This is a genomic window from Stenotrophomonas sp. SORGH_AS_0321 (genome assembly GCF_031453215.1).
Lineage (GTDB): Bacteria > Pseudomonadota > Gammaproteobacteria > Xanthomonadales > Xanthomonadaceae > Stenotrophomonas > Stenotrophomonas chelatiphaga.
In genome coordinates this window covers 910,173-929,123 of the sequence record NZ_JAVIZG010000001.1, presented here as the reverse complement: position 1 = coordinate 929,123, position 18,951 = coordinate 910,173, and the positions used below count along the sequence as shown (strand labels likewise).

The following is an 18,951-nucleotide window of genomic DNA, read 5'->3' as shown; positions in this document are numbered from 1 at the left end:
GGCCGAGACTGGCCCCATCACCCCCGCAACGAGACCTGCACCATGCGCATCACCGCTCCCCTGCTGGCCGGCCTGGCCCTCGCCCTGTCATCGGCCGCCGCCCCGGCCATGGCCCAGTCCAAGGGCGACTGGACGCTCTCCGCCGGCGTGCACCAGGTGGCACCGAAGTCCAACAACGGCTCGCTGGCCGGCGGCACGCTGAAGGTGGACGTGGACAGCGACATCAAGCCGACCATCACCGGCGAGTATTTCATCGCCGACAACCTCGGCATCGAGGTGCTGGCCGCGCTGCCGTTCAAGCACGACATCAACATCGCCGGCCTCGGCCGGGTCGGCAGCACCAAGCACCTGCCGCCGGTGGTGACCCTGCAGTACCACTTCAACAGCCAGGGCAAGGTGTCCCCGTTCCTGGGCGCGGGCGTCAACTACACCACCTTCTTCAGCGAAGAAACCGGCGGCGCGCTGGCCGGCAGCACGCTGAAGCTCGATGATTCCTGGGGCCTGGCCGCGCATGCAGGGCTGGATTTTGCGATCAGCGAAAAGGCCGCGCTGCGCGTGGACCTGCGCTGGATGGACATCGACAGCAAGGTGAAGCTGGATGGGCAGAAGCTGGGCACTGTGGAGATCGATCCGCTGGCTTATGGCGTGTCGTACGTGGTCAAGTTCTGATGCGCAGGCAGTTCAAAGCGCAGGACGGCCAGCGACCGTCACAACCGACAGCGTGACGACCACGGTCGTCACCCACCCGGCCGGACCGGCGTTCAACCGGACGTGCCGTCGCCCAGCAGATGTTGCGCGGCGGCGCGCGCATGCAGCGCCGTGGTATCCAGCAACGGCACGCTGGCATCGTCGGGGCCGACCAGCATCATGATCTCGGTGCAGCCCAGGATGATGGCCTGCGCGCCACGGTGCACCAGCCGCTGCATCACTTGGCGATAGAACGCCCGCGACGCCGGCAGTACCCTGCCCTGCACCAGCTCTTCATAGATGATCCGGTGGACTTCGGCGCGGTCTTCTTCGCCGGGCACCAGCACCTGCAGGCCGTGCCGGTCCTGCAACCGCCCTTTGTAGAACGCCTGCTCCATGGTGAAGGCCGTGCCCAGCAACCCCACCTGCTTCAGCCCCAAGGCCTGTGCAGCGGCGGCGGTGGGATCGGCGATATGCAACAGCGGAATACCTATGGCCCCCTGCACGTCCACGACCATGCGATGCATCGTGTTGGTGCAGATCACGATGCAGGTGGCGCCGGCCGTCTCGAGCCTGCGCGCGGCATCGATCATCCGGCGGGTCGCTTCCTGCCAGTCCGCGGCCCGCTGCAGCGCTTCGATCGCGGCGAAGTCGAACGACCACAGCAACAAGCGCGCCGAGTGCATGCCGCCGAGCGCGTCGCGCACGTGCTCGTTAATCAGCCGGTAGTAATGGGCCGAACTTTCCCAGCTCATGCCACCGATCAGCCCCACGATCCTCTGCTGCATGCAGGTTACCCCTCGCCGAGAAGCTGTCAGCCTACCCCGGTGCGGGCGATCGCGGCCACATGCAGGCAAGCCGAGGCACGGGGCGCCCGCTAGAATACGCAGGATGAAATTCTCCTCTCTGATCCCGGCCGCTGCCCTGCTGGCAGCGCTCACCCTCGTTTCCACCGATGCCCTGGCCTGGGGCGCCCAGGGCCACCGGCTGGTGGGCCGTGTCGCGGAAACCCGCCTCACCCCGGCCGCGCGCGCCGAAGTGGATCGCCTGCTGGCCGGCGAGACCGATCCCACCCTGTCCGGTATCGCGCCGTGGGCCGACCAGTTGCGCGCCAATGATCGGGACCTGGGCCGCCGTTCGGCGAAGTGGCATTACATCAACATGGCCGAAGACGGCTGCGTCTACGATGCACCCAAGCACTGCCCGGACGGCAACTGCGTGGTCGAAGCGCTGAAGCAGCAGACGCTGATCCTGTCCGATCGCAGCCGCAGCGACGCCGAACGTGCGCAGGCGCTGAAGTTCGTGGTGCACCTGGTCGGTGACATCCACCAGCCCATGCATGCCGGCTACGGGCACGACAAGGGGGGCAACGATTTCCAGCTGCAGTTCAACGGGCGCGGCACCAACCTGCATTCGCTGTGGGACAGCGGCCTGCTCAACACCCGCAAACTGGACGACGACGGCTACCTGAAGGTACTGCAGGCGCTGCCGCAACCGTCGCTGGCACGCCGCGTGGACCTGCGCCGGGATGCTGCCGCCTGGGCCGAATCCAGCTGCCGCGTGGCGATTGAACACGGTGTTTACCCGGCCTCGCGTAAGCTCGGCGACGACTACACCGAACACTATCGCCCCGTGGCCGAGGGCGAACTGCGCTTCGCCGGCGAGCGGCTGGCGCAGGTACTGAACAGCGCCCTCGGCCGCCGCTGAGGAGGTGCCGCATGCCTGTCCACGTCCAGTCGTTCTTCCACCATGACAGCAATACCTTCAGCTATGTGGCGCACGACCCGGCCACCGGCCACGCGGCGCTGATCGACGCTGCGCTGGATTACGAACCGGATGCCGGCGCGCTGTCCGATGCCGCGCTGCAGCCGCTGCTGGACCATGTGCGCGACAACGCGCTGGACGTGCGCTGGCTGCTGGAAACCCATGCCCATGCCGACCACGTGTCGGCCGGGCGCGTGCTGAAGGCACGTTTCCCGCAGGCCACGCTGGCCATCGGCGAAGGCATCCGCGCGGTGCAGGCCACGTTCGCGCCGCGTCTTGCGCTGGACCTGTCGGCGACCCCGGAAGCCTTCGACCATCTGTTTGCCGACGGTGAACGCTTCGCGCTGGGCACGCTGGACGCACGCGTGATCGCCGTGCCCGGCCACACCAGCGACAGCATCGCCTACCTGATCGACGATGCGCTGTTCCCGGGCGATTCGCTGTTCATGCCCGACAGCGGCACGGCCCGCTGCGACTTTCCCGGTGGCAACGCCGCGCAGCTGTACCACTCGATCCAGCGCCTGCTGTCGCTGCCAGGGCAGACGCGCGTCTTCGTGTGCCACGACTACGGCGCCGGCGGCCGCGATGTCGCCAACCAGACCAGCATCGCCGAACAGCGCGCGCACAACATCCACGTCCGCGAAGGCGTGAGCGAAGCCGAGTTCGTGGCCATGCGCCAGGCCCGCGATGCCACCCTGGCCGAACCGCGCCTGATGCAGCCGGCAGTAAGGGCCAACCTGCAGGGCGGCGGCTAGGCCCCGCCTTTCTGGCTGCGGACGTACTGACGGCCCTTCACGATTTCGAAAGTGAAGGCGTAGAGCAGGCTGACCGGCACCGGTTCGATCCGCTCGGCGCCGTCGCAGTCGGTGGCATCGCGCGGTACGCTTCCCGCCGGAAAATGGCAGAGCGCGGCAGGTGAGAAACGCCACATTGCCACCGCGTGCTGCGCCGCCTGCAGCAGGGGAAGATTGACCGCGGCCAGTCCCGCTTCGCACTCCGGCCGATCGGCCAGCGGCAGGCTGCGCTCCACCCTGCCCTCGGCGTCCACCACCAGTTGCAGGCAGACCCGCGTCGGCGCCAGTTCCTGGCGGGGATCGGCGTTGCCGAGCACCGGTGGCGGTGCGGTGTGCAGCTGGGGCATGCGATACCCCTCCGTTGGGCGAAGGGCGTACACCTCAATGGCGCCTGCGCCGCTGCCATCACGGCGCACCTGCAGCCGCTGGTGATCGACGTTCTCCGCGCGGGTGTCCTGCGCGGTCAGGTGCTCGTGGGTGGCGCAGCCGGACAGCAGCATCGCACCCACCACGAACACCGACCGCCGCCTCATGGCAGCGGGCCGTCGTTGTCCAGCGAGAACGTCACCGGCACCTGCAGGGTCGTCGCGACGGCCACACCGTCCTTCAGCGCCGGTTGGAAGGTCCATTGCCGCGCGGCCTGCACGGCGGCGGCGTCGAAGACACCCGGCACGGTTGCGCTGGTGACACGGACATCGGTCGGCGTGCCGTCGGTACCGACCACCACGCGCAGCATCACGTTGCCGGCGATGCTGCGCTCGAACGCCTCCTTCGGGTAGGCCGGTGCCACCCTCTGGATGGCCGTCGCCTGGCGATCCGCCGATGCAGGCGCCACGATGTGCGGCGGCTGCACGGCCTGCCCCGCCCACGCGATGCCGCCAGCGCCGATGCACAACCCGGCGAGCAGCAGCTGCCCTGACGTCGTCGACACCCACCCACGCTTTCCCTGCTTCAACATGGCAATCCTCTCCTTCAGTTGCGATGGGCCGCGCCAGTGGCATGCCACGGCAACGCCCGGGTGAACGCCCTGCGCTGCGAGCAGCGCCATGGCGTAGGAACGGCACTGGGCCGGGTCGTCGGCGAGCACGCGGGCGTCGCAGGCCAGCTCCTGGTCACGCTGGAAGCGGCGTGCCGTCCACCCGCCCAGCGGGTGGAACCAGAACAGGCAATGCAACAGCAACAACGCGGCGTTGCCCCACGGGTCGCCATGCTCGCGGTGGCTGTGCTCATGGCGCAGCACCAGCGCGCGTTGCCGGGCATCGAACATCGAATCGAATGCGGGCCCGACCACCACGCGTGGTCGCAGCAGCCCGACCAGCGCGGGCAGGCCGGGATCGGACGTGGCTTGCCAGCTGCCGTCATCGCGGCGCTGCAGCGGACCCATCGCGCGCACGAAACGGCGCTGTGCGATGCAGGCCCGTGCCAGCATGACGGCGACCCCTGCACCCCATGCGAAGAGCAGCACAGACATGCCGTCCAGCGAAAATGCCTGCACGCCCGCTGCCACCGACGGCAGCGCGACAAGCGTCGGCAAGGGAATCCTCTCCACGCCCACCAGCGGCGGCAGCGGCAGCACCACGGCCAACAACAGCAGCGGCATCAGGACCCAGCTGCGGTATGCCAGCGCCGCTCCGCCGAGCCTGAGCAGCAGCGGCCGCAGGCAAGCCAGCAGCACGCTGGCGATCGTCATCCAGACAGTAGCGCGCAACAGCAGGTCAACCAGTTCATTCATCGCCGAGTTCCCCGATCAACCTGCGCAGTTCGGCGATGTCCTGTGCGCTGAGCCGCCCACGCTGGCTGAAGTGCGCCACCAGCGGTGCCACCTGTCCATCGAAGACCCGCCCGAGGAACTGCTCGCTCTGCGAGGCAACCCACGCAGGGCGCTGCAGCAGCGGCCGGTACAGATAGCGACGCCCTTCGCGCTCGGCGGCGATGGCCTGCTTGCCGAGCAGCCGGTTGAGCAGGGTCTTCACGGTCGGCTCGGCCCAGTTGCGCGATGACAGCGCGGCGATCACCTCCTCGGCGCCAAGTGGCGATGACTTCCACAGGACCTCCATGACGACGGATTCTGCTTCGCTGATCTGCATGATCATTTACACCTGTAATCGACATCTTGATTACAGACGTAATCGGATGGCGTGTCAAGTCCGTGCGCACCGGCTTCCTCTGCGCACTTTCCGTGGCCTCTCCGCGGTTCCACCTTCTTATGACGTTCAAGCCCGACATGCTGTAATGCCTTGATAAAGACCAAGGAGCGCGCATGACCGACCACCTGACCGATCTGGATGCGGCCGTCGATTGGCTGCAGGCGCGCATCGAAGGCGCCGTTCGCATCGGGGCGCCGCTCGCGCTGGGCAAGCCACATCGTCTGCTCAACGCGCTATACGCGCGGGTGGAAAAGGACCCCGCACGGCCGCTGCAGATCTACACCGCGCTGTCGCTGAACCCGCCGGTTGCGCGTGGCGATGGGCTGGAGGCGCGCTTCATGGGACCGTTCGCCGCGCGTCATTTCGGCAAGGACGCCGTGCGCCTGGCGTATGCCGATGCGATGGCAGCCGACACCCTGCCGGACCACATCCAGGTGGAAGAGTTCTACATGCAGTCCGGCGCATTGCTGCGCTCGCGGCAGGCGCAGGCCAGCTATACCAGCCTGAACTACACCCACGCCGCCGATGCGGTCGCCCAGCGCGCGCCACATGCCATCGTGCAGAAAGTGGCCCGCCGCGAAGGCAGCAGCCGGTTGTCGCTGTCGTGCAACAACGACATCACCCAGGACACCTTGGATGCCATGGCCGCACGCGGGCTGCCGCGCCCGCTGCTGATTGCCGAAGTGGATCCGCAGCTGCCGTGGCTGGGCGGCAGTGCGGCGGTGGACGAGACCTTCTTCGACCTGGTGATCACGCCGCCCGGTCCCTATCCGGCGCTGTTCGGCCTGCCGCGGCAACCGGTCAGCGATGCCGACCATGCCATCGGCCTGTACGCCAGCACGCTGGTGCGTGACGGTGGCACCCTGCAGATCGGCATCGGTGCACTGGCCGATGCGCTCAGCCACGCGCTGGTGCTGCGCCATACCGACAACGCGCTGTACCGACGCGTGCTGCATGCACTGGATCCGCAGCTGGCGGCGCATCCGCTGGTGGCTGAAATCGGTGGATTGGGGCCGTTCGAAGAGGGCCTGTACGGCTGCAGCGAGATGCTCAACGAAGGCTTCCGCAAGCTGGTGCAGTGCGGGGTGATCAAGCGCAAGGTGCACGATGACCTGGTGCTGATGAAACGGCTGGACAACGGCAGCGCCTACACCGCCGACCACGCCACGCTGGCCGCCGAAGGCGAGTACCTGCACGGCGCGTTCTACCTCGGCTCGCCTGAGTTCTACGAGTGGCTGCGCACCCTGCCCGACGATGAATGCCGCGCCATCGGCATGCGCCGGATCAGTGAGATCAACCAGTTGTACGGCGGCAACGAAGAGCTGGAGCGGCTGCAGCGCCGCCATGCACGCTTCTTCAATTCCTGCATGATGGCCACCGCGCTCGGCGCCGCCGTCTCCGATGCGCTGGAAGACGGCCGCGTGGTCTCCGGCGTGGGCGGCCAGTACAACTTCGTGGCGATGGCGCATGCGCTGCCCGAAGCACGCAGCGTGCTGATGTTCCGCGCCGCGCGCGAAGATGCCGGCACCCGCGAGAGCAACGTGCGCTGGAACTATGGGCACACCACCATTCCGCGCCACCTGCGCGATGTGTACCTCGATGAATATGGCATCGCCGACCTGCGCGGACTGACCGACGCCGACTGCGTGCAGGCCATGGCCGCCATTACCGAGCAGCCGTTCCAGCAGGCATTGCTGCAGCAGGCGAAGGCCGCGCGCAAGCTGGCGACCAACGCGCAGGTGGACCCGCGCGCACAACGCAATACGCCGCAGGCCTTGTCGGCCGCACTGGCCGGATTCCGCAGCGACGGCACCCTGCCCGATTATCCGCTGGGCAGTGATTTCACCGAGGTCGAGCAGGTCCTGCTGAAGGCACTCGGCTGGCTGAAATCCAACACGCAGACACGCGGCGCGAAGCTGCGCACGGTGTGGTCAGCGTTGACGCAACGCGCCGGCGATGGCGATGCGGTGTACCTGCAGCGGATGGGGCTTGAAGCGCCTGCGAACATGGGCGAGCGCTTGAACGCACGCCTGTTGCGTCTGGCGCTGGCACGCACGGCCGCCTAGCGGCCGGTAGCGCCGAGCCATGCTCGGCGAGCGCAGCGGTAACGGAGCAACCGCGTGACGACCAACGGTCGTCACCCACCAGGAGCAAGGCAGGAGCGTGACGGCCAGCGGCCGTCACTACCGGGCAAGGCAGGAGCCGACGGCCAGCGGCCGTCACTACCGGGCTTGGGCGCAAAGAAAACGCCCCTTGCGGGGCGTTTTCCGTTGCTGCGTATTACAGCGCCTTGGCGGCTTCCACCACGTGCGCGGTGGTGATGCCGAAGTGCTTGTACAGCGCGTCCGCCGGCGCCGATGCGCCGAAGGTGTCGATACCCACCACCGCGCCATCCAGGCCGACGAACTGGCGCCAGAAACCGGTGACACCGGCTTCGATCGCCACGCGCTTGCGCACCGCGTTCGGCAGCACCGATTCACGGTAGGCCGCATCCTGGCGCAGGAACACGTCGGTGGACGGCATGGAGACCACGCGGGTCTTCAGGCCGGCCGCGTCCAGCTGCGCCTTGGCTTCGGTGGCCAGCGACACTTCCGAACCGGTAGCGATCAGGATCACGTCCGGGCTACCGCCTTCGGCATCGGCCAGCACGTAGCCGCCCTGCTCGATCTGGGCGATCTGGCCGGCATCGCGCGGCTGGTGCGGCAGGTTCTGGCGGCTGAACACCAGGCAGCTCGGGCCGTCCTGGCGGGTGATCGCGGCCTTCCAGCTGACCGCCGATTCCACCGCGTCGCAGGGGCGCCACACATCGTTGTTCGGGATGTAGCGCAGCGAGGCCAGGTGCTCCACCGGCTGGTGGGTCGGGCCGTCTTCACCCAGGCCGATCGAGTCGTGGGTGTAGACGTGGATGGCGTGGGCCGGGATCAGGGCGCTCATGCGCACACCGTTGCGGGCGTAGTCGCTGAACACCAGGAAGGTGGCGTCGAACGGCAGGAAACCGCCGTGCAGGGCCAGGCCGTTGGCAATGGCGGTCATGCCGAACTCGCGCACGCCGTAGTACACGTAGTTGGCGTTGGCGTCATCGGTGGCGACCGACTTGCTGGCCTTCCACAGGGTCAGGTTGGAGTGCGCCAGATCGGCCGAACCGCCCACCAGCTCCGGAAGCAGCGGTGCATAGGCTTCGATGGCCAGCTGCGATGCCTTGCGCGAAGCGATGGTCGGACCTTCCGCCGCCACCTGGGCGATGTAGGCATCGGCCTTGGCGATGAAATCTTCCGGCAGCTCGCCGTGCGAACGACGGGTCAGCTCCTCGGCCTGCTGCGGGTACTGGGCGGCGTACTTGTCGAACTGCTGTTCCCACTCGGCCTGGCGCAGGGTACCGGTACCGCCGGCACGCCAGCCGCCATAGATGGCTTCCGGGATCTCGAACGGGCCATATTCCCAGCCCAGTGCCTTGCGGGTGGCTTCCAGCTCGTCCTTGCCCAGCGGCGCACCGTGGCTGGATTCCTTGCCGGCCTTGGCCGGGGAACCGAAGCCGATGGTGGTGCGGCAGCAGATCAGGGTCGGCTTGTCGGACTGTGCCAGGGCGGCGTCGATGCCGGCCTTGATGCTTTCCGGATCATGGCCGTCGACGTCACGCACCACGTTCCAGCCGTAGGCCTCGAAACGTTCCGGGGTGTTGTCGGTGAACCAGCCATCGGTGTTGCCGTCGATGGAGATGTGGTTGTTGTCCCAGAAGCAGACCAGCTTGTGCAGGCCCCAGGTACCGGCCAGCGAAGCGGCTTCATGCGACACGCCTTCCATCAGGCAGCCGTCACCCATGAACACGTAGGTGCGGTGATCGACGATCTCCAGCTCCGGGCGGTTGAAGCGCTGGGCCAGCAGCTTTTCGGCCAGGGCGAAACCGACGGCATTGGCAAAGCCCTGGCCGAGCGGACCGGTGGTGGTCTCCACGCCGGGGGTTTCATGGTGCTCCGGATGGCCGGCGGTCTTGCTGCCGAGCTGGCGGAACGCCTTCAGCTGCTCGATCGGCAGATCGTAGCCGCTCAGGTGCAGCAGGGCGTACTGCAGCATCGAGCCATGGCCGTTGGACAGCACGAAACGGTCACGGTTGAACCACTTCGGGTTGTTCGGGTTGTGGCGGAGATAGTCGTTCCAGAGCACTTCGGCGATGTCGGCCATGCCCATGGGCATGCCGGGGTGGCCGGACTTGGCGGTCTCGACCGCATCGGCGGCAAGGAAGCGGATGGCGTTGGCCAACTGGCGGCGGGTAGGCTGCGTCATGGTTCTATCGGAATCAGGGAGGCGGCCGCGGACGTGCGGGCGAGTCATTGTAGCGCCGTGCCACGCCCGGCGGACTCACGCGGTAACCGGCGGGTCAGCAGGCGGCACGCCCCGCCCGCCCGGAACCGGTAGCGCCGACCCATGGTCGGCGAGCGCAGCGGCACGGGGGCATCCGCCGAGCACGGCTCGGCGCTACCCGGACGGCAGCGGCACGCCCCGCCCGCCCGGAACCGGTAGCGCCGACCCATGGTCGGCGAGCGCAGCGGCACGGGGCATCCGCCGAGCACGGCTCGGCGCTACCCGGGGCGACATCAGTACGCCCCGCTTGCCCGGAACCGGTAGCGCCGACCCATGGTCGGCGAGCGCAGCGGCACGGGGGCATCCGCCGAGCATGGCTCGGCGCTACCCGGGCGGGGTCAGCGGTCGGTCGTTGCCGCCGCGGCCACCGGCTCGTCCTTTTCGCCCTTGGCCACCAGGGTGGTCAGGGCCAGGTCGCCGGTGACATTCAGCGCGGTACGGCACATGTCCAGGAAGTGGTTCACGCCCAGGATCAGGCCGATGCCGAGCGGGTTCACCCCGACCATCGCGCAGATCATCGCCACCACCGGCAGCGACCCCGACGGCACGCCGGCCGTGCCGATGCCGCCAAGGATGCAGACCGCCATGACCATGACCTGCTGGCCGATGCTCAGGTCCACGCCGAAGAACTGCGCCAGGAAGATCACCGTCACGCCCTCGAACAGCGCGGTGCCGTTCTGGTTGGCGGTCGCGCCCACGGTCAGCACGAAGCGCGACACCTTCTGCGGCAGGCCCATCTCATCGGCCACGCGCAGCGCGGTCGGCAGGGTGGCGTTGCTGGACGCGGTGGAGAACGCCATCACCGTGGCTTCCTGGGTATCGCGGAAGAACGCCAGCGGCGAGCGTCCGGACAACCACACCGCCACGCCATAGGTCACCACCATGTGCAGGCCGAGCGCCAGCACCACCACGCCCACATAGGCGCCCAGCCGGATCAGCAGCTCGAAGCCGAACAGCGCGGCCAGGTTGAACATGAAGCAGGCCACCGCATACGGCGCCAGGCGGATGACCAGGTTGATCAGGGTCATCGAGACTTCGAAGATGCCCTCGATGGCACGCCGCAGCGGGGCGACTTTTTCATCGTCGGTCAGCACCATGCCGATGCCGAACATCAGCGCGAAGAACATCAGCGACAGGATCGCGCCATTGCTGGACGCGGCCTCCACGATGTTGCTCGGCACGATGGACAACAGCATGTCCATGCCCTTGGGCTGGCTGCCGACCCCGGCGACGATCTCCTTCGACCGTTCCAGGTTCTCGGCCAGGATCTGGTTGGCCATGGCCGGATCCACGCCCACGCCCGGCTTGAGCACGTTTACCAGCACCAGGCCGATCGCCACCGCGATGCTGGACAGCACGATGGTGTACGCCAGGGTTTTCCAGCCGATCCGACCGAGCGCGCGGATGTCGCCCATCTCCGACACGCCCATCACCAGCGCCGAGAAGATCAGCGGCACGATCAGCATGAAGATCAGGTTGAGGAACAGGCCGGAAGCCGGCGTGGTGATGTAGTGCATCAACCACTTCGCCGCGTCCATCAGTGCCGGCGTCTGCGCACCCAACGCATGCACCACCAGACCCAGCACCAGGCCGATGGCGAAGCCGATGCCCATTTTCCAGTGCAGAGGCATCTTTTTCTTCGCGGGGCTGGCTGCTGTCATCGGGTCGGTATCCTGGGAAAGGGGAGTCACTGTAGCAAAGCGCCCCGCGGCCCCGTCTTGCCGATCACGGCGGTGGCGGGTACAGCGGCGGCAGGCCAGTCTGCGTCGAGATTACCGGCGCCGACCAGTGCGGTCCGTCATGGAACGCTTGTTTCAGTTCCCGTCGCACGTCCGGAAGCTCACCTTCGCCCGCCCAGCGCGCTTTCTGCAAGGCCTGCAGCGCCTGCCGCTGGCGATCGTCGCCCAATCTGGCCATGACCTGCTCCAGACACGACACGCCGGCCATCGCACACAGCAACGCCGCCACATCGGCGAAGCTCTCCGCGTCCAGTGCGCGACGCAGCTCGGCCACGCGCGGCGCCTGCTGGCGCACGCCGTCGTGTGCCTGCGGCACAGGCCCGGACGGCCGCATCGGCTGGCCGCGTCCGCGCCGCCAGCCCCACCACAGGGTCAGCAGCCACAACAGCAGCAGGCCGGCGGCCAACGCCATCCACGGCCAGGCCTGCCGCGCCTGGGCGGGGGCCGCCGCGAGGGCGGGCGCGTCGTCACCACCAGGCAGCGCGGCATCGGTGTCCAGCGCCTGCGCCGGCGGGGTCGGCTGGCCGGTCCCCCCACTGCCGGCCGCAACCGCCAGGGTCAGTGCGGGAACACCGCTGCTGCGCGCCTGGCCGCTCTTCACGTCCCACCAGCGCATCTGGATGCCGGGCACTTCCAGCGTCCCGGCCGCGCGCGGCACGATGGAATAGCGCCGGGTGATCTTCAGCTGCGGCGAGCCGCCACTGAAGGTCTCGTCGTACTGCGCCGGCTCGGCGAACACCTGGGCATCGCTGCCGACATCGGGCACCGGCAGGTCGGTGAACTGGGCCCGGGTCGCTCCCACCGCGATCCCTTCGATCTCCAGCGTGGCCGCTTCACCGGCGCGCGCCCGGTCCGGTGCCAGCGTGTAACGCAGGCGCAGGTCGTGCAGCGGCAGCCACGGCTGCGGCGCGTCAACCGGTTGCGCCTGCACCTGCAGGGTCTGGTCGGCCGCTGCCGCGCGCAGCCGGCCATCACCGCGCCCGCCGAAGAAGTCATCGAAGAAACTGCCCGCGGTGCGCCCGTCGAAGCGCGCACCTGCCACCCGCAGCGGACCGCTGCGTTCGGGAATCAACAGATAACGCCGCTCGGCCACGTTGTAGCGTCGTCCGTTGACCTCGCGCACGTCGGTGCGGTCCTGGCCGATCACCTGCAGCGATGCCCCTTCGGGGGTATCGAGCACCAGTGAACCCGACGCCAGCTGCGCGGCGTAGAACAACCGCACCACCACGCCCACGCTCTGCTGCACGTAAGGGCTGCTGTCATCCACTTCGGTTTCGATGAACGCCAGGGCGGTGCCATCGTTGCGTGCCGGGGCGGCCGCGCCCACCTGCAGTTGCAGGGGCTCGGTGAATACCTGGCCGACCTGCAGCGGCGGCACCACCAGCGTGCCGCTGCGCCGGGGTGACAGGGCCACCCCGTGCAGCGTGCGCGTCTGCATGCGACCGTTGATCCACTCGACCTGGCGGCTGCGGGTCTGGTTGCTGAGTTCGAAATCGGCCCCCAACGGCGTCAGCACCGGCGAGACGGCCGAATCGGACTGGATGTTCAGGGTGACCGTGTCGCCGAGCGAAACCTGGGCGCGGTCCAGCCACGCACGGGTCTGCGCCGATGCGGACTGCGGCACCCATGCCAGCGCCGCGAATGCCGCGAGCAGCCACGGCAGCACGCGCATGAGGGCTGATGGAGAGGCGGTGCGGATCATGGTCCTTCCTGTTTCCTGCGTTCGTTTTCCAGCTGGAATTTGGCGCGCAGCAGATCGCCGGGCCGGTCAGGCACGCGCCGCATCCACGCTTCGACCGCCTGCTGCTGCTCGCGCTGCTGCGGCGTGCGGCCATCGCTGCGTCGTGCCGGCTGCTTGCCGTCCTTGCCGTCCTTGCCCTCGTTGCCCTGCTGCACCGCCTGCTGCATGCGCTGGCGCTGTTCTGCATCGGCGCGCGCCTGCGCCTGGGGATCGACCGGGGGCTGCCGCGCCGCCTCACCTTGTGCCGGCTTGTCTGATGGTGCGCCCGCGGGCGGCGGCTGGGCAGGCTCGCCCGGCTTCGGCGACCCCTTGCCGGTGGACGACGGCTGGCCGGACGCTGGCGGCTGCGCCTGGCCCTGGCCCTGCGGCGGCGGCTTGCTGTTTCCACCCTGCGATGGCGGGGACGTTCCGTCCTTCGGCGAAGGCGGTGGCCTGCGTTTGCGCGCGGCATCGACCACGGCCCGGTTGGCCACCGCATCGGGCATGCCCGGGCGCCGGCTCAAGGCATGGTCGTAGGCCTGCACGGCGCCATCGAGATCGCCCTGGCGCGCACGCGCGTTGCCGAGGTTGTACCAGCCTTCGGCGGTCCGCACGCCTTCGAACGTGCGTGCGGCGGTGCTGAAATCGCCGGCGTGGTAGGCCTGCACGCCCTGCTCCAGTTGCTGCTGGCGGCGCTGGTCATCGCGCAGCCAGAGGCCGGAACGGGCACCGGACTGCGGCGCGGACTGCGGGGCGGCGGACGCGCCTGCCTGCGCCAGAACCGGCGTTGGCTGCAGGCCTGCCGCCCCGATCAACAGCAGCACCGACAGCACCGCGCTGCGCCGCCGGAATGCCAGCAAGGCAAGCAGCATCAGCGGCGGCAGCAGCCAGTAGCCCTGGTCCAGCCACTGGCGCACGCTCCCCTGCTCGCTTTCCCCCACCGAACGGTCGGCGCGCAGCAGATCCAGGGCGCGCAGGTCGGCGGTGTCGCGGGCCAGCCGCTGGTAGCGCCCGCCACCGGCGTCGGCCAGGCGGCGCAGGCTGGCTTCGTCCAGCGCGGCGTTGGCAATCTGTCCGCGGGTGTCCCGGTAGGCCGCGCCGGTCGTTGTACCCAGCCCGATCACCGATACCTGCACGCCCTGGCCGTGCGCCTGGCGCGCGGCGTCGATGGCAGCCGCATCGGCGCTGTCGGTCAGCAGCAGCACCTGGCCGGCGCGCATGCCACTGCGTTGCAGCAGCCGGGTGGCCCAGTCCAGCGCACGGTCGGTGCGCTGGCCATCGGCCGGCATCACCTGCGGCGACAACGCATCCAGATACAACGCGATGTTGGCCACGTCATCGGTGAGCGGCGCCACGGTGTAGGCATCGTCGGCATAGACCACCAGCGCCAGTTGGCCGCCTTCGCGTTGCTGCAGCAGGCTGCCCAGTTTGGCCCGTGCCTGCAGCAGCCGCGACGGCGGCAGGTCGGTGGCGGTGATGCGGGTGGACAGGTCCAGCACCACCACCAGCGGTGACTGCGGTTGCAGCAGCGGTTGGGCCTGCTGCTTCCAGCCCGGGCCCGCCAGTGCCAGTACGGCCAGCGTCCAACCCAGCAGCAGCATCCACGGCCAGCGCCGTGCCCCCTTGCCGCTGGCCTGCAGCAGGTGCGGCAACAGGTGGGGATCCACCGCGTGCTGCCAGCGTCCGGCATCACGCCCGCGACGCCATGCCCACAGGGCGATGAGCGGCAGCACGCACAACGCCCACAGCAGCTGCGGACGGGCCCAGTGCAGCGCGGAAAGCAGGTCCAGGTTCATGACCGAGGTCCCGGCCACAGCCAGGCCAGTGCACCCAGCAGCATCGCCAGTCCCAGTGCCCAGAAATAGACTTCCTTACGTGGCCGCAGGGCAGGCCCCTTGGCGATCACCGGCTCGAGCCGATCCAGTTCGGCATAGATGCCGGCCAGCTCGGCAGTGTCACGTGCGCGGAAGAAGCGCCCGCCGGTGCGCTCGGCGATCTGCCGCAGCGTGGCCTCGTCGACGGGATCCTGGCCCTGGCCGAGGTCCATGCCAAACAGCTTCATGCCGCCATCCCCACCGAAGGCCACCGGGTAGACCCGAACCTGTTCGGTGGCCGCCAGCTCCGCCGCACGCAGCGGTGACAACACGCCGGCATTGCTGACGCCGTCAGTCAGCAGGATCAGCACGCGCTGGCCTTCGGGCTGGTCACGCAGGCGTTTGACCGCCAGTGCGATCGCATCGCCGATGGCGGTTTCGCGGCCGGCCAGTCCAACGACCGCATCGCCGAGTTGTTCGCGCACGCTGGCCAGGTCGGCGGTGATCGGGGTCAAGGCATAGGCACGGTCGCCGAATACCAGCAGGCCCACGCGATCGCCGGCACGACGGTCCAGGAAATCCGCCAGCACCGCCTTGGCGGCGACCAGCCGCTCCACCACCTGCCGACCGAGCACCATGTCCGGTTCGCCCATGCTGCCGGACACGTCCATGGCCAACATCAACTGCCGCGCCTGGGTGGGCGGACTCACCGCTTCACCGAGCAGCTGCGGACGGGCCAGCGCCACGCAAAGGCAGCACCACGCCAACCACAGCAGCAGGCGATGGACGCGTGCGCCATCGTGGCCGCTGCCACCGGCGATCTGCTGCAGCTGCTGCGCCGACCACGGCACGCGCAGCGCGGCGCCTTCCGATGCCACGCGACGTGGCCACCAGCGCATCAGCCACGGCAACGGCAGCGCCAGCAGCGCCCACGGCCATGCCAGCAGCAGGTCCGGCCACGGCCAGGCGGGAAGGGTCATCGCGTGCACTCCCGCAGCAGCGCGACATGCCGCGTGCGTGCCCAGCGTTCGAGCGTTGCCAGCTGCGCTGCATCGATGGCAGGCTGGTAAGCGCCCTGCAGCAGCAGCGCGCGTTGCGCCGGCGCAAGCGCATTGGCTGGATCAAGCACCTGCAGCCACGCCTCCCCCTGCAGCAGCTCGCTGCCGGCGCGGTTTGCGCGGGCGGCGCGGCGCAGCAGCTCCACCAGCGCGGCAAGCCGCAGCGGCCCTTCGCCCGCCGCCTGCAGCTCAGCGTCGAACTGCCGCTGCCAGGCCCGTTCGCGGCGCAGTCGGCGGGCGCGCAGCAGCACGGGAATCGCCACCAGCAGCAGCACCCCGGCGGCGACAAGCCACCAGCCGGGCGCCGGCGGCCACAAACTGGGCGCCGGTGGCAGGTGCACATCTCGCAGCGGCAGGTTGGTGCTCATGCCACCACCTCGCGCACTGCAGGGGCAAGCCACCCGGCACTCGGGGCATCGGTGGACATCACATGGGCGGTGACCCGGCGCGTGGCCAGGCTGTCCTGCAGTTGCTGCAGCGGCGTGGCGAAGTGGTCCTGCCAGTGCGCGCGCACCTGCGGACTGCGCAGGTCGACCCGCACGCGACGCTGTTCGGCGAGGAAATCGAGTGCGTCGGTGGGCGGCTGCATCTCCAGCGGATCCACCAGCAGCACCACGTCCACCTGATGATGCAGGGCCAGCCCGGACCAGCGCGCGAGCGGCACCGCGGCGGCGCGCAGCGGGTCGGCCAGCACCAGCAGGCGCGCGCCCGGCCGCAACACGCGCGCGGCCTGCTGCAGCGCGTGCTCCAGCCCGGCGTCTTCGGCCGGGGGCGCGGCATACCAGCGGCCCAGTGCATCGAGCACGCGCAACACGCCACGGGTTCCGCCGGCTGGCGGAATCGGGGCTTCGTGCAGGCTGCCGCGCAGCGCCGCGATGCGGTCACCGCGCCGCTGCGCCGACCACGCCGCCACCGCGCCCACGCGTGCGGCCTGTACCGATTTGAAGCGCGTACGCGTGCCGAAGTACAGGGCCGGATCGGTGTCGGCGACGATCAGCGTGACCCGCTCGCGTTCGGCCTGGAACAACTTGGTATGGGTGCGGCCACTGCGCGCGGTCACCCGCCAGTCGATATGCCGCGCGTCATCGCCGGCGACATACTCGCGTGATTCGGCGTACTCCATGCCACGCCCGCGCAGCGGCGATGGCGCCTGGCCGGCCTGGCCGATGCGTCCACGCTTCGGCGCCGGCGGGCGGATCGCCGTGCCGCGCAGCGCCACCAGTTCGGCAAGCGTGGGGACCAGGCCATCGCCGTGCAGCAGGTCGGGGGAATCAACGGCCATCGCGGTCAGGGGGCCGGCACCTTGGCCAGCAGCTCCTGCACCAGCCGTTCGCCATCCCAACCTTCCGCGAGCGCCTCGTAGCTGGGCAGCACGCGGTGGCGCAGCACGTCAGCCGCGATCGCGCGTACATCGTCGGGGGTCACGAAGTCACGCCCGGCCAACCAGGCGCGCGCGCGCGCGCAGCGTTCCAACGCGATCGAGCCACGCGGGCTGGCGCCCCAGGCAATGCGCCGCGCCAGCGCGGCGTCGTAACGGGCCGGCTGCCGCGAGGCCAGCACCAGCTCCACCAGATAGCGTTCCAACGGCGGCGCCATGTGCAGGTCCAGCACTTCCCGGCGCGCCTGGTGGACGTCTTCCAGTGGCATCCGCCGCGGCGGCTCCGGTGCCGCGTCCAGCGCACCGCGCGCGCGTTCACGGGCCAGCCGCAGGATCTCGGTCTCGGCGCCTTCGTCGGGGTAGCCGATGCGGACGTACATGAGGAAGCGGTCGAGCTGCGCTTCCGGCAGCGGGAACGTGCCTTCCTGTTCGATCGGGTTCTGCGTCGCCATCACCAGGAACAGCGGCGGCAGCGCGTAGGTGTGGCGGCCCACGGTCACCTGGCGCTCGCCCATCGCTTCCAGCAGCGCGGACTGGACCTTGGCCGGGGCGCGGTTGATCTCGTCCGCCAGCAGGATCGGGTGGAAGATCGGACCGGGCACGAACTCGAAGCGGCCCTCCTGCGGGCGCCAGATTTCGGTGCCGGTGAGGTCGGCCGGCAGCAGGTCCGGGGTGAACTGCACGCGGGAAAACTCAGCGTCCAAGCGACTGGCCAGGGCGCGGATGGCGGTGGTCTTGGCCAGCCCGGGCGCGCCCTCCACCAGCAGGTGGCCATCGGCCAGCAAGGCGATCAGCAGGCGTTCGACCAGCTCGGCCTGGCCGACGATTTCACTGGACAGCGCAACGCGCAGGGCCTGGAAGTCAGCATGCAGGCGCGAGGCATTGCTGCCTGCGGTGAGGGTGGGGGGAACGGCGGGGATCTGATTCATCGTGCTTGGACCAGCACCGGTGGATTCCGGTTCCCCATCATCGCAGGGGTCGGTCATGAATGTGATCAAGATTGGATGAACAGTGGATCGAGCGGTGATGCCCCTCGCGGGTGGCGTTCTAGAGCTGTGTGCGTGGGTGGGCCGGGCGATGGGGCTGTGCGGGGGACGGCAACAACCGCCCCTCCGGGGTCCGGCCCAGCCGCTGGGCGGCTGTGCGTTCGGGCGCTTGCGAAGCGGTGCTTCGCAAGCAAAGCGCCCTCACCCATGCGGGCCTCGTTTCGCGCCATCCATGGCGCTCAACGCCCCCGCACAGCCCCACCGCCCGGCCCCTCACAGGTTCCGGTGGCCGCCACCCGCGTGAAAAAAAGAATAAAGGCAGGGGTCAGAGTCCTTTCGCTGCGCGAAAGGACTCTGACCCCGTCCCTGCCCCTCCCCGGAACCAAAAAAGCCGACGCGGAGCGTCGGCTTTTTCTTTTTACTTCTCCATCAGCCCACACCACCCTGTCGTAGGGGGACGGGGTGGGTTGGCGGGGGCGTTGAGCGCCATGGATGGCGCGAAACG

General features: G+C 69.1%; 16 protein-coding genes. 4 read left to right on the top strand and 12 right to left on the bottom strand.

All coding sequences use genetic code 11. The annotated features are described in order from the left end of the window. Positions 1 to 42: 42 nt before the first annotated feature. A complete protein-coding gene (locus tag QE373_RS03910; RefSeq protein ID WP_309683797.1) occupies positions 43 to 669 on the top strand; it encodes an OmpW family outer membrane protein in 627 nt (208 codons plus the stop codon). 92 nt (positions 670 to 761) lie between these two features. On the opposite strand, the gene QE373_RS03905 is transcribed toward QE373_RS03910, so the two are convergent. Continuing rightward, positions 762 to 1,475 carry an aspartate/glutamate racemase family protein gene (locus tag QE373_RS03905; protein WP_309683795.1) on the bottom strand — a complete coding sequence of 238 codons (714 nt, stop codon included), beginning with the start codon at positions 1,473 to 1,475 and terminating at the stop codon, positions 762 to 764. 103 nt (positions 1,476 to 1,578) lie between these two features. Here QE373_RS03905 and QE373_RS03900 point away from each other — a divergent pair, with 103 nt between their 5' ends. Continuing rightward, the gene (locus QE373_RS03900) at positions 1,579 to 2,394 is read left to right on the top strand and encodes a S1/P1 nuclease (protein WP_309683793.1); all 816 of its coding nucleotides are present in this window, start codon (positions 1,579 to 1,581) and stop codon (positions 2,392 to 2,394) included. A gap of 11 nt (positions 2,395 to 2,405) precedes the next feature. Continuing rightward, positions 2,406 to 3,206 (top strand): MBL fold metallo-hydrolase, encoded by an 801-nt coding sequence (locus QE373_RS03895; RefSeq protein ID WP_309683791.1) that lies wholly within the window; start codon positions 2,406 to 2,408, stop codon positions 3,204 to 3,206. Here the strand turns inward: QE373_RS03895 and QE373_RS03890 are convergent. Genes QE373_RS03890 through QE373_RS03880 form a run of 3 tightly spaced genes read right to left on the bottom strand, consistent with a single transcriptional unit; the run spans position 3,203 to position 5,335 of the window. Then, positions 3,203 to 3,778: a hypothetical protein gene (locus QE373_RS03890; protein WP_309683789.1), complete on the bottom strand. Its 576-nt coding sequence runs from the start codon at positions 3,776 to 3,778 to the stop codon at positions 3,203 to 3,205. The genes QE373_RS03895 and QE373_RS03890 overlap by 4 nt on opposite strands. Then, positions 3,775 to 4,977, bottom strand: a complete 1,203-nt coding sequence (locus QE373_RS03885; protein ID WP_309683787.1) for a TonB family protein — start codon at positions 4,975 to 4,977, stop codon at positions 3,775 to 3,777. Before QE373_RS03885 ends, QE373_RS03890 begins: the two co-directional genes overlap by 4 nt. Then, on the bottom strand, positions 4,970 to 5,335 hold the full coding sequence (locus tag QE373_RS03880) for a BlaI/MecI/CopY family transcriptional regulator (protein ID WP_309689548.1): 366 nt from the start codon (positions 5,333 to 5,335) through the stop codon (positions 4,970 to 4,972). Before QE373_RS03880 ends, QE373_RS03885 begins: the two co-directional genes overlap by 8 nt. A gap of 170 nt (positions 5,336 to 5,505) precedes the next feature. Here QE373_RS03880 and QE373_RS03875 point away from each other — a divergent pair, with 170 nt between their 5' ends. Continuing rightward, positions 5,506 to 7,458: an acetyl-CoA hydrolase/transferase C-terminal domain-containing protein gene (locus tag QE373_RS03875; protein WP_309683785.1), complete on the top strand. Its 1,953-nt coding sequence runs from the start codon at positions 5,506 to 5,508 to the stop codon at positions 7,456 to 7,458. Positions 7,459 to 7,672: 214 nt separating this feature from the next. Here the strand turns inward: QE373_RS03875 and tkt are convergent, their stop codons facing one another. From tkt to QE373_RS03835, 8 genes are all read right to left on the bottom strand, one after another. Continuing rightward, positions 7,673 to 9,673 (bottom strand): transketolase, encoded by a 2,001-nt coding sequence (tkt, locus tag QE373_RS03870; protein ID WP_309683784.1) that lies wholly within the window; start codon positions 9,671 to 9,673, stop codon positions 7,673 to 7,675. Positions 9,674 to 10,089: 416 nt separating this feature from the next. Continuing rightward, positions 10,090 to 11,412 carry a dicarboxylate/amino acid:cation symporter gene (locus QE373_RS03865; protein WP_309683782.1) on the bottom strand — a complete coding sequence of 441 codons (1,323 nt, stop codon included), beginning with the start codon at positions 11,410 to 11,412 and terminating at the stop codon, positions 10,090 to 10,092. A 64-nt stretch (positions 11,413 to 11,476) separates the two neighbouring features. Beyond that, positions 11,477 to 13,162, bottom strand: a complete 1,686-nt coding sequence (locus QE373_RS03860; protein ID WP_309689545.1) for a BatD family protein — start codon at positions 13,160 to 13,162, stop codon at positions 11,477 to 11,479. Positions 13,163 to 13,188: 26 nt separating this feature from the next. Next, on the bottom strand, positions 13,189 to 15,006 hold the full coding sequence (locus QE373_RS03855) for a VWA domain-containing protein (protein WP_309683780.1): 1,818 nt from the start codon (positions 15,004 to 15,006) through the stop codon (positions 13,189 to 13,191). Further along, a complete protein-coding gene (locus QE373_RS03850; RefSeq protein WP_309683777.1) occupies positions 15,003 to 16,004 on the bottom strand; it encodes a VWA domain-containing protein in 1,002 nt (333 codons plus the stop codon). The genes QE373_RS03855 and QE373_RS03850 overlap by 4 nt, the downstream gene beginning before the upstream one ends. Then, positions 16,001 to 16,450 (bottom strand): DUF4381 domain-containing protein, encoded by a 450-nt coding sequence (locus QE373_RS03845; protein WP_309683773.1) that lies wholly within the window; start codon positions 16,448 to 16,450, stop codon positions 16,001 to 16,003. The genes QE373_RS03850 and QE373_RS03845 overlap by 4 nt, the downstream gene beginning before the upstream one ends. Next, the gene (locus QE373_RS03840; protein WP_309683771.1) at positions 16,447 to 17,364 is read right to left on the bottom strand and encodes a DUF58 domain-containing protein; all 918 of its coding nucleotides are present in this window, start codon (positions 17,362 to 17,364) and stop codon (positions 16,447 to 16,449) included. The genes QE373_RS03845 and QE373_RS03840 overlap by 4 nt, the downstream gene beginning before the upstream one ends. 5 nt (positions 17,365 to 17,369) lie before the next feature. Next, the gene (locus QE373_RS03835; RefSeq protein WP_309683768.1) at positions 17,370 to 18,389 is read right to left on the bottom strand and encodes a MoxR family ATPase; all 1,020 of its coding nucleotides are present in this window, start codon (positions 18,387 to 18,389) and stop codon (positions 17,370 to 17,372) included. Between the last annotated feature and the right edge of the window lie 562 nt (positions 18,390 to 18,951).

Excerpts from the sequence above, each read along its gene's own strand:
- QE373_RS03910 (WP_309683797.1), top strand. The coding sequence starts at position 43 with ATGCGCATCACCGCTCCCCTGCTGGCCGGCCTGGCCCTCGCCCTGTCA.
- QE373_RS03905 (WP_309683795.1), bottom strand. The coding sequence starts at position 1,475 with ATGCAGCAGAGGATCGTGGGGCTGATCGGTGGCATGAGCTGGGAAAGT.
- QE373_RS03900 (WP_309683793.1), top strand. The coding sequence starts at position 1,579 with ATGAAATTCTCCTCTCTGATCCCGGCCGCTGCCCTGCTGGCAGCGCTC.
- QE373_RS03895 (WP_309683791.1), top strand. The coding sequence starts at position 2,406 with ATGCCTGTCCACGTCCAGTCGTTCTTCCACCATGACAGCAATACCTTC.
- QE373_RS03890 (WP_309683789.1), bottom strand. The coding sequence starts at position 3,778 with ATGAGGCGGCGGTCGGTGTTCGTGGTGGGTGCGATGCTGCTGTCCGGC.
- QE373_RS03885 (WP_309683787.1), bottom strand. The coding sequence starts at position 4,977 with ATGAATGAACTGGTTGACCTGCTGTTGCGCGCTACTGTCTGGATGACG.
- QE373_RS03875 (WP_309683785.1), top strand. The coding sequence starts at position 5,506 with ATGACCGACCACCTGACCGATCTGGATGCGGCCGTCGATTGGCTGCAG.
- tkt (WP_309683784.1), bottom strand. The coding sequence starts at position 9,673 with ATGACGCAGCCTACCCGCCGCCAGTTGGCCAACGCCATCCGCTTCCTT.
- QE373_RS03865 (WP_309683782.1), bottom strand. The coding sequence starts at position 11,412 with ATGACAGCAGCCAGCCCCGCGAAGAAAAAGATGCCTCTGCACTGGAAA.
- QE373_RS03860 (WP_309689545.1), bottom strand. The coding sequence starts at position 13,162 with ATGCGCGTGCTGCCGTGGCTGCTCGCGGCATTCGCGGCGCTGGCATGG.
- QE373_RS03855 (WP_309683780.1), bottom strand. The coding sequence starts at position 15,006 with ATGAACCTGGACCTGCTTTCCGCGCTGCACTGGGCCCGTCCGCAGCTG.
- QE373_RS03850 (WP_309683777.1), bottom strand. The coding sequence starts at position 16,004 with ATGACCCTTCCCGCCTGGCCGTGGCCGGACCTGCTGCTGGCATGGCCG.
- QE373_RS03845 (WP_309683773.1), bottom strand. The coding sequence starts at position 16,450 with ATGAGCACCAACCTGCCGCTGCGAGATGTGCACCTGCCACCGGCGCCC.
- QE373_RS03840 (WP_309683771.1), bottom strand. The coding sequence starts at position 17,364 with ATGGCCGTTGATTCCCCCGACCTGCTGCACGGCGATGGCCTGGTCCCC.
- QE373_RS03835 (WP_309683768.1), bottom strand. The coding sequence starts at position 18,389 with ATGAATCAGATCCCCGCCGTTCCCCCCACCCTCACCGCAGGCAGCAAT.